The organism is Streptomyces abyssalis, from assembly GCF_001751365.1.
In the GTDB taxonomy this organism is placed as follows: domain Bacteria; phylum Actinomycetota; class Actinomycetes; order Streptomycetales; family Streptomycetaceae; genus Streptomyces; species Streptomyces abyssalis.
Genome location: NZ_LJGT01000041.1, coordinates 1,045,207 through 1,056,766 on the forward strand (window position 1 = coordinate 1,045,207; position 11,560 = coordinate 1,056,766).

An 11,560-nucleotide genomic window follows, 5' to 3' on the forward strand; every position below is an offset into this window, starting at 1 on the left:
AGGCCCGTCAGGGCTGCTTGCGGTACTGCGCGCCGACCTTCCGTGCCTCGTCCTGTGACTTGCGCAGCGCCGCTGCCACGGACTGTTCCCCCTTGATGGCGGCACTCAACTCCCGCGAGACGCTGTCACCGAGGCCCGTGAACTCCGGGACCCCGACGAACTGGATTCCGACGGTGGGCCGCCGCTGCACACCCGGCGTGCGCGGGTCGGCCTCCCGGATCGCCTTCTCCGTCGCGTCACCGAAGGCGCTCGCGGCCTTCTTGTACTGCGGCCGGTCGAAGGTCGACTCCCGCTTCCCGGCGGGTACGTTCTCCCAGCCGATCTCGCGGCCGACCAGCTTCTCGTACTCCTTGCTCGACGCCCACGAGATGAACTCCCAAGCCGAACGCGGCTGTTCGGAGGACTTCTGCAGGCCCCACGCCCAGGTGTAGAGCCATCCCGAGGACTTGGTCTCCTCGACCGGCGCCGGTACGTAGCCGATCTTGCCCTTGACGGGTGATCCGTCGGCCTCCAGGGGACCGGCACCCGCGGTCGCGTCGTACCACATCGCGGACCTGCCGTTCTTCATGTTGCGCAGGCAGCCGGCGTAGCCGGACTTCGTGGCGTTCTTCTCCCCGTGGTCGCGTACGAGGTCGACGTAGAACTGGGCCGCGTCGGCGAAGCCGGGGTCGGTGAGCTTCGCCTTCCAGTGCTGGTCGAACCATGTGCCGCCGAAGGTGTTGACGACCGTTGTCAGCGGCGCGGTCATCTCCCCCCAGCCCGGCTGTCCGCGCAGACATATGCCGCTCATGCCCTCCTCCGGGCGGTCGGCCTCTTCGGCCAGGGACGCGACCTGTCCCCACGTGGGCTTCTCGGGCATCTTCAGGCCGAGTTCGTCGAAGACGTCCTTGCGGTACATCAGGAAGGAGGACTCGCCGTAGAAGGGCTCCGCGTACACCTTTCCGTCCGCTCCGCTGAGGGAGAGCTGGATCGGCAGCAGGATGTCGCTCTGGTCGAAGCCGCGGTCCTTGGTGATGAACGAGTCCAGCGGTCTCAGCCAGCCGCGGCGGGCGTAGTCGCGCGTCTCGAAGTTGCTGATGGTCGCGACGTCGTAGCGCCCCGACTGTGCGGAGAAGTCCTTGTGTACCTGCTCGCGGACCTCGTTCTCGGGAACCGTGGTGAAGTCGACCCTGATGCCCGTCCGCTTCGTGAAGTGCTCGGCGGTGAGCTTCTTCAGCTCCAGCATCTGCGGGTTGTCGACCATCAGCACTTCGATGGACTTCTTCTCCGGCGGAGCCTCTTCCTGCGAGGTGCACGCCGCGAGCAGACCGGCCGTGACGGCCCCCGCCGCCACCATGACTACCGTCCTTCCTCTGTATCCGGACCTGTTCCGGGTGTTGAACACAGACTCTCCTCGGGATGGTTCTGGTGCGCGGCCCGCGAGAGGCGACCGGCACCCCCCGGGGGTTGCCTCCGGGGGGTGCTTCCGGGACACCTCGACGCAGCGTGACGCCGTCCGTGCGGAGAGTTCTACATGCCCGAGATAGCTGAAAAACAGTCCGAACGGCCTTCGATCCTGCCTGCTTGTGCCTGAGTTGAGGCCGCATTCGAATCCGCTGACCTGCGGAAGGAGAGTTACGTGTGCGTACGGGCTGCCCGTTTCCCGCTCTGGGGGTGCCCGTTCCGCTTCCGATGGCCTAGGCCAAGTGCCGCCGCTACGCGGGTAGTTGACGACGAAGGGCGCGACGAGGGGTCTTCACGGACCCCTCGTCGCGCCCTCGCGATTTCCTCACAGACCGTCCGGCGGGTGCGGCGACGGCGGACCGGCAGATCGCCCGTCCGTCCGGTCGGCCGCCGCCGGCCGCTCAGCCCACCGGCTTGGCCTCGGAGACGCTCTCCGGGCAGCGGCGCGACGGCACCACGGCCATTCCGCGTGGGGCGGGCGTCCGCGGACGCCTCGCGTGGTAGACGAGCGCGGGCGGCAGGTTGCGCCACACCGTGCGCCCCGGCACCACCTCTTCGAAGGTGGTGTGAAGCAGCTGCCGGAAACGCAGCGCCGAAGCGAGCCGCAGGGCATGCACGTACCCGAAGGTCGTGAACGCTCCGCCCGGCGCGAGCACACGGCTCACGGCCGAGAGGATCTCGTGCTGCACGTCATGCGAGAAGGAGGCCCAGGGCAGCCCGCTGACCACCACGTCCGCCTTGTCCAGGCCACGCTCGTGGAGGAGCTGGGGCAGCGTGGAGGCGTCGGCGTCGATCACGTCCACCATCCGGCAGCGCCAGCGCAGCTGATCGGCCAGCCGCGGATTCGCCTCGACGGCCAGCTGGTGCCCCCGGCCGCTCAGCTGCTCCTCGATGATGCTGGTGACCGCCCCCGTTCCGGGGCCGAGCTCGACCACGACCGGATCTCCGAGTTCGGGCACGGGCGCGGTGATCGCCTCGGCGAGTCTGGGGGAACTGGGTGCGACTGCGCCGATGTCGGCGGGTGATCGGAGGAACTCGCGCAGCATCGTGCCGGTCTCGCTCGTCAACGCTCTTTGCCTCTCGGGGACGTCAAGGGCTCGTCGAGACCGGCCAGGAACACAGCGCCTTCAGGTGGCTGACGGAGGGGCTGCGACGGGGGCGGCACGACCTCGCGGGGACAACCGTACCCATGGAATCCCCGATCGCGGCCACGCCCTGGAAGCTAATGGCCCGTAACCTGCCTCACCTGCGGATTCGTATTCGGGGCAAGGGGTTCCCGTATGCGGAGCATCCCGTCGAACCGGCCGCGCCGAGGCCGAAGCCGCAGCTGAGGGCGGAGCAGGCGAATCGGCATATTACGGGCATCCGAGGCTGTTATTCCGGCCACGGCCTTGGGCCGGCGCGTGCAGCACGCGGGCGTGTGCGCGGAGCCGCCGATGTCGCAGGCGCGAGGCGCCGTGCCAGTCGAAGTCGACGGAGGCGGAGAGCTTCTCCAGTGCTTCGGACGGGCCACCGGCCAGGTGTCTGCTCCGGCGATTCCTCGGGCAGCCTGAGAGCCGAGTCGAGCGCCGGCCCGGGACCCCCTGGGAGCCGGTGACCCCGATGCCGCTCCAGGAGTCTGCGGAACCTAGCTGCTGTGCGAGCGCTGTCCGCGTACCGGCATGCACAAGAGCGCTCCTGTCTTGCCTCGGCCTGACCGCCTCCGAACGATCACGCTGATTCGATGTCAGTAGGAGATGCGAGCATGCGCCCATGGAGCCATCGAAGATCGTTCATGAGTTGTGGGATCGCATGCAGGCGCGAGACTGGGTCGGGGTCGGTGAGCTGCTTGCGGACGACGTAGTCATCGAGTGGCCGGTCAGCGGCGAACGGATCGTGGGCCGGGGCGATTACGTGAGCATCAATGCGGAGTATCCGGAGGGCTGGTCGATCCGGTTGCTGCGGATCGTGGCCGCGGGGGAGGAGGTGGTCTCCGAGGTGGAGGTGCCGCACGAGACGATGGGTGTGCACCGGGTGGCGTCGTTCTGGACGGTGCGTTCCGGGCAGATCGTCGCCGCTCGGGAGTATTGGAGTGAGCTGGGCTCGGATCCGGCCCCGGAATGGCGTGCTGACTTCGTGGAGCGCTTGTAGGGCAGCGGGGGCTTCCTCAGCACTCGATGACGTTGACCGCGAGACCGCCGCGTGCCGTCTCCTTGTACTTGACCTTCATGTCGGCGCCGGTGTCCTTCATCGTCTTGATCGCCTTGTCGAGCGAGACGTGGTGGCGGCCGTCGCCGCGCAGGGCCATGCGGGCGGCGGTGACGGCCTTCACCGCCGCCATGCCGTTGCGCTCGATGCAGGGGATCTGGACGAGCCCGCCGATCGGGTCGCAGGTCAGGCCCAGGTTGTGCTCGATGCCGATCTCCGCGGCGTTCTCCACCTTCTCCGGGCCGCCGCCCAGGACCTCGGCCAGCCCGCCCGCCGCCATGGAGCACGCCGAGCCGACCTCGCCCTGGCACCCCACCTCGGCGCCGGAGATGGACGCGTTCTCCTTGAAGAGCAGTCCGACGGCGCCGGCGGCCAGCAGGAAGCGGACGATGCCGTCCTCGTCGGCGCCCGGCACGAACTCGGTGTAGTAGTGCAGCACGGCAGGGATGATGCCCGCGGCGCCGTTCGTTGGGGCGGTGACGACGCGGCCGCCCGCCGCGTTCTCCTCGTTCACCGCCATCGCGTACAGCGTCAGCCACTCCGTCGCGTGTGCCTCGCGTGCGCCCTCGGCCCGAAGCTGCCGCGCGGCCGCCGCGGCCCGGCGGCGCACCTTCAGACCGCCCGGCAGGATGCCCTCCCGGCTCAGCCCGCGCGCGACGCAGGCGCGCATCACCTCCCAGATCTCCAGCAGCCCGGCGCGGATCTCCTCCTCCGAGCGCCACGCCCTCTCGTTCTGGAGCATCAGCTCCGAGACGGACAGCCCGGTCTCGCGGGTCAGCCGCAGCAGTTCGTCGCCGGTGCGGAAGGAGTGCGTGAGCACGGTGTCGTCGGGCTTGATGGGGGAGCCCGCGCCTCCCTCGTCGAGCACGGCCTCGTCGACGACGAAGCCGCCGCCCACCGAGTAGTACGTCTTCTCCAGCAGCGTGCCGCCGGCGGCGTCGTACGCGAAGAGCGTCATGCCGTTCGCGTGGTACGGCAGTGAGCGGCGCCGGTGCAGGACGAGCTGGGACTGCTCGTCGAAGGGGATCTCGTGGGCGTCCCCTATCTCCGTGGCCAGCAGCCGCAGCCGCTTCGACGAACGGATGCCCTCCACTCGTTCGTCGGCCCCTTCGACGTCCACCGACCGCGGCGACTCGCCCTCCAGCCCGAGGAGCACGGCCTTGGCGGTGCCGTGCCCGTGGCCCGTGGCGCCGAGCGACCCGTACAGCTCCGCCCGCACGGACGCCGTGTGCGCCAGCACACCCTCGTTCTTCAGGCGGCCGGCGAACATGCGGGCGGCGCGCATCGGGCCGACCGTGTGGGAGCTGGACGGGCCGATGCCGATCGAGAAGAGGTCGAAGACGGAGACCGCCATGGCGGGCGCCTCCTTTCCGTGCGGGGCATTGCTGGTGGGCCGGGGCCCGGTGGTGGCCGGACGGCCGGACGGGTGCCGGAGTGAGCCGGTCTGCCGGACGGGGCCTGTTACCTGCCCAGGCCGGAGTAGAGCGGGTGCTTCTCGGTGAGCGCGGTGACGCGGGCGCTCAGCGACTTCGCCTTGTCCTCGTCGAAGCCGGGCAGCAGCGCCTCGGCGAGGATGTCGGCGACCTCCCGGAAATCCTCCTCCTGGAAGCCGCGGGTGGCCAGCGCGGGAGTGCCGATGCGCAGGCCCGAGGTGACCATGGGAGGCCGCGGGTCGTTCGGGACGGCGTTGCGGTTGACGGTGATGCCGATCTCGTGGAGCCGGTCCTCGGCCTGCTGGCCGTCCAGGTCGCTGTTGCGCAGGTCGACGAGGATCAGATGGACGTCGGTCCCGCCGGAGAGCACGGAGACGCCCGCGTCCACCGCGTCCTGCTTCAGCAGCCGCTCGGCCAGCAGCCGTGCGCCGGCGACGGTGCGCTCCTGCCGCTCCTTGAACTCCTCCGAGGCCGCGATCTTGAAGGACACCGCCTTCGCCGCGATGACGTGCTCCAGCGGGCCGCCCTGCTGGCCGGGGAACACCGCGGAGTTGATCTTCTTGGCGTACTCCTGCTTCGAGAGGATCACGCCGCCGCGCGGGCCGCCGAGCGTCTTGTGCGTCGTGGTGGTGACCACGTCGGCGTGCGGTACGGGGGAGGGGTGCAGCCCGGCCGCCACCAGGCCCGCGAAGTGCGCCATGTCGACCATGAGCAGGGCCCCGACCTCGTCCGCGATACGCCGGAACGCGGCGAAGTCGAGGTGCCGTGGGTACGCGGACCAGCCGGCGATGATCATCTGCGGGCGGTGCTCGCGCGCCAGCCGCCCGACCTCGTCCATGTCGACCTGGCTGGTCTTCTCGTCGACGTGGTAAGCGACGACGTTGTAGAGCTTGCCGGAGAAGTTGATCTTCATGCCGTGCGTGAGGTGACCGCCGTGGGCCAGGTCCAGGCCCATGATCGTGTCGCCCGGCTTCAGCAGCGCGAACATCGCCGCGGCGTTGGCGGAGGCACCGGAGTGCGGCTGCACGTTCGCCGCCTCCGCTCCGAAGAGGGCCTTGATGCGCTCGCGTGCGATGTCCTCGATGACGTCGACGTGTTCGCAGCCGCCGTAGTAGCGGCGCCCCGGGTAGCCCTCCGCGTACTTGTTGGTGAGGACGGAACCCTGGGCCTCCAGGGAGGCGACGGGAGCGAAGTTCTCCGACGCGATCATCTCGAGGGTGGACTGCTGGCGGTGGAGTTCGGCGTCGACGGCGGCGGCGACGTCCGGGTCCACCTCGTGGAGAGAACTGTTCAGAAGCGACATGGAACCATCCCTGGTGGCAGGCCGGTCGGGCATATTGGCGGACATACGTGCGGCGTTGGGTCGTTGCGGGGGCCGGTCACGGGCCTCCTGGGGCGGCCGTGCGCGCGGTCGCGGGACCGGGTGTCAGCTCCCGGCGGTGAACGAGGCGTACTCGTCGGCCGACAGCAGACCCGCCGGCTCGTCCGAGACACGGACCTTGAACAGCCAGCCGCCCTCGAACGGGGCGGAGTTGACCAGCGCCGGGTCGTCCACGACGTCCTGGTTGATCTCCGTGATCTCACCGGAGACCGGCGCGTAGAGGTCGCTGACCGACTTCGTCGACTCCAGCTCGCCGCAGGGCTCGCCCGCGGTGACGGTGTCCCCGGTCTCGGGGAGCTGGACGAAGACGACGTCGCCGAGGGCGTCGGCGGCGTGCGACGTGATGCCGACGGTCGAGACGCCGTCCTCGGCGTCCGACAGCCACTCGTGCTCTTTGCTGTAGCGCAGCTGCTGCGGGTTGCTCATGTTGCGATTCTCCTGGATGGGAAGGGGACGGAGGGAATCAGTCTTGGCCAGTGGGACGCGGGTCACCCCGGCGGCCGGGGGCACCACCCATGCCTCCCCCTGGCCTTCGGCCCGGGTGTACCCCCAGGCCCAGGGGAGGGCGTCGGCGCGCGCGGGTCACGGGGTGTCCCTGCCGGCATGGACGGGGAGGGCGATCAGCGCTGCCGCTTGTAGAAGGGGAGCGCCACGACCTCGTACGGCTCGTGCTTGCCGCGGATGTCCACCGCGACGCCCTCGGTGCCGGGCTCCGCGAACGCGGGATCGACGTACGCGATGGCGACCGGCTTGCCGAGGGTCGGCGACGGCGCGCCGGAGGTCACTTCACCGACCACCGAACCGTCCGCCGCGGAGACCACCTCGTATCCGGCGCGCGGCACGCGGCGCCCCTCGGCGACCAGGCCGACGAGCTTGCGCGGCGGCGCCTTCTCGGCCTGCGCGGCGGCGGCCTCCAGCGGCTCGCGTCCGACGAAGGCGCCGTCGTTGGCGGTCTTCTCGAACTTCACGATGCGGCCCATGCCGGCGTCGAACGGGGTTGTGCGCGTGGTCAGTTCGTGCCCGTACAGCGGCATGCCCGCTTCGAGGCGCAGGGTGTCGCGGCAGCTCAGACCGCACGGCACGAGACCGGCGGGCTTGCCCGCCTCGGTGAGCGCCTCCCACACGGCGACGGCGTCGGAGGGGGAGACGAACAGCTCGAAGCCGTCCTCGCCGGTGTATCCCGTACGGGCGATGAGGGCCTCGCGTCCCGCGACGGTGCCCGGCAGACCCGCGTAGTACTTCAGCCCGTCCAGGTCGGCGTCCGTGAGGCCCTTGAGAATGCCCGCGGCCTCCGGACCCTGCACGGCGATCAGCGCGTACGCGTCGCGGTCGTCGCGGACCTGGGCGGAGAAGCCGGCGCCGCGCTCGGTCAGCGCGTCCAGCACGGTCTGCGCGTTCGAGGCGTTGGCGACGACCATGTACGTCTCTTCGCCGGTGCGGTAGACGATCAGGTCGTCGAGGATGCCGCCGGAGGCGTCGCACAGCATCGTGTAGCGGGCGCGGCCGACGGCCAGCCGGGAGAGGTTGCCGACCAGCGCGTAGTCCAGCAGCTCGCCGGCCTGGCCGCCGGTGATGGTGATCTCGCCCATGTGGGACAGGTCGAAGAGTCCCGCCCGTGTGCGCACGGCGACGTGCTCGTCCCGCTCGCTGGAGTAGCGGAGCGGCATGTCCCAGCCTGCGAAGTCGGTCATCGTCGCGCCGAGCGCGCGGTGTACGGCGTCGAGTGCCGTGGTGCGGGGGGCGGCGGCCCCGCTGCCGGTGTCGTTCATGTCAGGCTCCCGTGACTCGGTGACGCGGATGTCCTCCCCATCTGTCATCGGAACCTGAGAGGTTCGCCACGAGCCCTCGTGCGCGGGCGGTGGCTTGCACCGTGGGTGGAGCCGCCCGTGGGCGGCCCGCTTTTCAGATCTGCCTCATCCTGCGCGGTATCGGTGCCTGAGAGATTCAAGGGAGGACTTGCTCCTTCGGCGCCCCGGCGACCCGCACACTGTGCGCGGCAGGGAACTCTCCCGCGTGGATTCGAACGGCCGGTATGCAGTTGACTGGCCCGCTCATCATGGCACGGCGACGGGCTCGTGGCACCACCCCGTCAGGGCCTGGGGGCTGGCGCCGACGGTGCGTGCCTCCGCGGGGAGCGGCGCGTGGCCTCCTCGCGGGAGCGGCTCCGGTGCGGTGCGTGCCTCCCCGGGGGAGCGCTCGCCCGCCTCCCGCGGCGGTAAGGCCGCCTTGCTGCACATTACTGTTTCTTGACACTCTCGGAGGCGGACCGCCGACCGGCGGTCACCAGCCGGGAGGGGCGATCAGGTGGGTAGCCTGCGCAGTGCGTACGCGACGGTGACCGGCTGGGGGTATTCATCCGCCGGGCAGCGCAGAGACGCCGACGGCGCGCCGGTGCCGGCACCCGCGGCCGTCGAGGCTCCGGCCCCGCCCGTGCCGTCCTCAGGGGTCGTCGCGCCCCCTCCGCCGGCCCCTTCCGCTCCGGTCGCCCCGTCCGCCGGAGCCGCTGCTGCCCCGGCGGCTGCGGCTGCTGCCCCGGCTGCCGCCGCCGGACCGGCCGTTCCGGCGCCCCCGGCTCCGTACGGCGTCACCGCCAACCCCGGCGATCTGCGCGGCACGGAGATCCGCCGTACGCTCCGCTTCCCCGCCGGCGACAGGGTCGTCGTCTCGGGGCTTCCCGGCAGCGGCAAGTCGACGCTGATCCGCCGTGCCGTCGCCGTACAGGACACCGTCCGCCGCATCGACTCCCAGGACGTGCGCGAGCGGTGGGAGTCCGTGCTCCCGCGCTGGCTGCCGTACGCCGCCTACCGGCCCCTCGTACGCCTCGCGCACTACGCCGGGCTGCGGCGTGCGCTCGCATCCGGTGCGAGCGTCGTCGTACACGACTGCGGCAGCCAGGCCTGGGTGCGCAACTGGCTCGGCCGGGACGCCCTCCGCCGCGGGCGCGCGCTCCACCTCGTACTCCTCGACGTTCCGGCCTCGACGGCGCTGCGCAGCCAGGCCGAGCGCGGCCGTACCGTCTCCGACTACGCCTTCATGCGCCACCGCCGGGCGGTACGGCGGCTCATCGCGGACGCGGAGGCCGGACGGCTGCCACGCGGGTGCGAGTCCGTGGTGCTGCTGGACCGGGGCGCTGCCGGGAGGCTCCCGGGCATGGCTTTCGACTGAGGGCCGGTGGAGGATGACGGCGGGGCGGGCGGCGGACAGGCGGCCGGCCGGCGCACGGCCGCAGCACCGGGACCGGCCGCATCCCTCCGTGACCACCGCACTAGGGTTTCCGCCATGACCATTCCTCAGCAGTACGGGCCGGGCCACGGCGGAGGCTGGCCCGGTAACGAACTGGAGGAGGCCCTCGCCGCCTCCCTTCAGGTGCCCGGCGCGGGTGCCCGGCTGCTGGAGGTGCTCGGACGCAGCAGCGTCTGGGTTCCGCTGCCCGAGGGCGGCGGCCCGAACAGCCCCGATCTGGATCTGCCCACCGTCGAGCTCGACGGGGGTGTGTACGTCCCGGTCTTCAGCTCGGAGCAGCAGTTCCTGCAGGTCGTGGGCGGCCACATGTCCTTCACCGTCGCGCCCGCCCGCGAGTTCGCCCGCGGACTGCCGCCGCAGGTCGGCATCGCCGTCAACCCGGAGGGCACCGTCGGCGTGCCGCTGCCGCCCGAGGCCGTCGCGGAACTGTGCGCCAACACCCCCGGCGAGCAGGCGGCGTGGGGCGTTGCGCGGGGCGCGCGCGTACGGCTATTCGAACCGGACTGGCAGGACGAGCCGGTGGACTTCCTCGCCGCCGCGGCCGGTGAGTTCTCCACGCTGCCGCGGATGCGCACCGCCCGTCGCGCCCTTGCCAGTTCGGAGGGCGATACGCCCGCGCTCTTCATCGGCGTCGAGCTGGACCAGCTCGACCCGGAGGTCCGCCAGGCCGCGCACGAGGCGCTGGCGCGTGCGCTGGGCCGCGTACCGGTCAAGTGGCTCGTGCAGCTCGTGCTGATGGACGCCGCGCAGGACCCGGTCGTCGACTGGATGCGGCACTGCGTGCGCCCCTTCTACTCGCGGGACTGACGCCGGTTCTGCTCGCGGGACCGACGCCGGCCCGGGCCGGCGCAGGACGACAGCCGGCCCTCCGCCCCAGGGCGTAGCGCTTCAGTACGACGCCCCGTGTCGGTGGCGGCTCGTAAGCTGGTTTGATGACGGGGACAACGGGGAGGGCCGCGTTCGCGGACCCGGTACAGATCATGGTGAAAGACCGCTTCCCTGCCGGCCGTGCCGCCCTGCGGGTACCTCCCATGCCGGAGGCCCTTGGGGAGGGCGCGCCGGGGAGCGGTTCCGTAAGAAGGGCGGCCAGGTGAGCGCGGTGGCAGGTGTCGAGCAGCTGCTGGGGCAGGTGTCACCGGGGCGGTATGACACATATGAGGCGTTGCTCGACGCGCTCACCGACAGCGAAGTGTGGATGCTGCTCTGGAACGGCCGTCCGGGCGCGCCCGACGCACAGTACGGAAACATGGAGGTCGGCGGGTACGGCTACGCCCCGTGCGTGACCTCCGCCCAGGAGCTGGCGGCCTCCGGCTGGGACCGTTCGCACGAGATCGTCAGCGGCCGCGAGATCTCCTCCGCGCTCTTCCCGGAGCGCTGGGGGATCTGGCTCAACCCGCACGCCCCGGGCGGCGGGGTCGGTGTCCCGTGGCTCGACCTGCGGCGCATCGCGCTGGGCCTGGACCAGCTGCCCGCCGGTCCGCTGCGGATCAGCGAACCGAGCCTGGACATCGCGCAGTTCTACGCGCTGCTCAGCCAGAACGCACACCGCACCCCGGCCGTGCGGTCCCTGCGCCGCGCCTGGGTGCAGCCCGCGCTGGGCGCCGGCTATCTCGCGATCGGCCTGGATCTGTACGACTCGGGCCGGCAGGCCGTCGAGTCGGCACAGCAGATGATGCGTCAGTCGGTGACCGCGGTGCCGGACGGGCTCCCCGTCTCCAGCGTCGCCATGTCGGACGACTACGACCCCGTGGCGATGTGGCTGCGCCGGAACTCGCGCCCCTTCTTCGACCGTGACGTGCCGACAGCCGACGCCGCTCCGCGGCACGGATACGGATATCCACTCTCCTGACGCCCGTACGGGCGGTCGGTGCCC

The 11,560-nt window shown here is 71.1% G+C and carries 10 protein-coding genes and 1 riboswitch; of the genes, 4 read left to right on the forward strand and 6 right to left on the reverse strand.

All coding sequences use genetic code 11. The features are described from left to right. Positions 1–7: 7 nt before the first annotated feature. Both AN215_RS25395 and AN215_RS25400 read right to left on the reverse strand, forming a co-directional pair. Entirely contained in the window at positions 8–1,336 is a 1,329-nt protein-coding gene (locus AN215_RS25395) for an ABC transporter substrate-binding protein (protein ID WP_070010832.1), read from the reverse strand. A 508-nt stretch (positions 1,337–1,844) separates the two neighbouring features. Further along, positions 1,845–2,510, reverse strand: a complete 666-nt coding sequence (locus AN215_RS25400; protein ID WP_070010831.1) for a class I SAM-dependent methyltransferase — start codon at positions 2,508–2,510, stop codon at positions 1,845–1,847. 685 nt (positions 2,511–3,195) lie between these two features. On the opposite strand from AN215_RS25400, the gene AN215_RS25405 reads away from it, so the two are divergent. Further along, complete coding sequence (locus tag AN215_RS25405) at positions 3,196–3,573, forward strand: nuclear transport factor 2 family protein (RefSeq protein ID WP_070010830.1); 378 nt, start codon at positions 3,196–3,198, stop codon at positions 3,571–3,573. A gap of 16 nt (positions 3,574–3,589) precedes the next feature. Here the strand turns inward: AN215_RS25405 and AN215_RS25410 are convergent, their stop codons facing one another. The 4 genes from AN215_RS25410 to gcvT all read right to left on the reverse strand — a co-directional run bounded on the left by AN215_RS25410 (position 3,590) and on the right by gcvT (position 8,213). Beyond that, a complete protein-coding gene (locus AN215_RS25410) occupies positions 3,590–4,984 on the reverse strand; it encodes an L-serine ammonia-lyase (protein ID WP_070010829.1) in 1,395 nt (464 codons plus the stop codon). A 107-nt stretch (positions 4,985–5,091) separates the two neighbouring features. Then, a complete protein-coding gene (gene glyA, locus AN215_RS25415; RefSeq protein WP_070010828.1) occupies positions 5,092–6,366 on the reverse strand; it encodes a serine hydroxymethyltransferase in 1,275 nt (424 codons plus the stop codon). Between the two features lie 123 nt (positions 6,367–6,489). Further along, positions 6,490–6,870, reverse strand: a complete 381-nt coding sequence (gene gcvH / locus AN215_RS25420) for a glycine cleavage system protein GcvH (protein ID WP_070010827.1) — start codon at positions 6,868–6,870, stop codon at positions 6,490–6,492. A 194-nt stretch (positions 6,871–7,064) separates the two neighbouring features. Then, positions 7,065–8,213 carry a glycine cleavage system aminomethyltransferase GcvT gene (gcvT, locus tag AN215_RS25425; RefSeq protein ID WP_070010826.1) on the reverse strand — a complete coding sequence of 383 codons (1,149 nt, stop codon included), beginning with the start codon at positions 8,211–8,213 and terminating at the stop codon, positions 7,065–7,067. 144 nt (positions 8,214–8,357) lie between these two features. Continuing rightward, positions 8,358–8,466: riboswitch (glycine riboswitch) on the reverse strand. A gap of 408 nt (positions 8,467–8,874) precedes the next feature. Between gcvT and AN215_RS25430 the strand changes: the two genes are divergently transcribed. The 3 genes from AN215_RS25430 to AN215_RS25440 all read left to right on the forward strand — a co-directional run bounded on the left by AN215_RS25430 (position 8,875) and on the right by AN215_RS25440 (position 11,536). Then, positions 8,875–9,609 (forward strand): AAA family ATPase, encoded by a 735-nt coding sequence (locus AN215_RS25430; RefSeq protein WP_420856171.1) that lies wholly within the window; start codon positions 8,875–8,877, stop codon positions 9,607–9,609. A 114-nt stretch (positions 9,610–9,723) separates the two neighbouring features. Continuing rightward, complete coding sequence (locus AN215_RS25435; RefSeq protein WP_070010825.1) at positions 9,724–10,494, forward strand: enhanced serine sensitivity protein SseB; 771 nt, start codon at positions 9,724–9,726, stop codon at positions 10,492–10,494. Between the two features lie 283 nt (positions 10,495–10,777). Then, positions 10,778–11,536 carry an enhanced serine sensitivity protein SseB C-terminal domain-containing protein gene (locus AN215_RS25440; RefSeq protein WP_070010824.1) on the forward strand — a complete coding sequence of 253 codons (759 nt, stop codon included), beginning with the start codon at positions 10,778–10,780 and terminating at the stop codon, positions 11,534–11,536. Positions 11,537–11,560 lie beyond the last annotated feature (24 nt).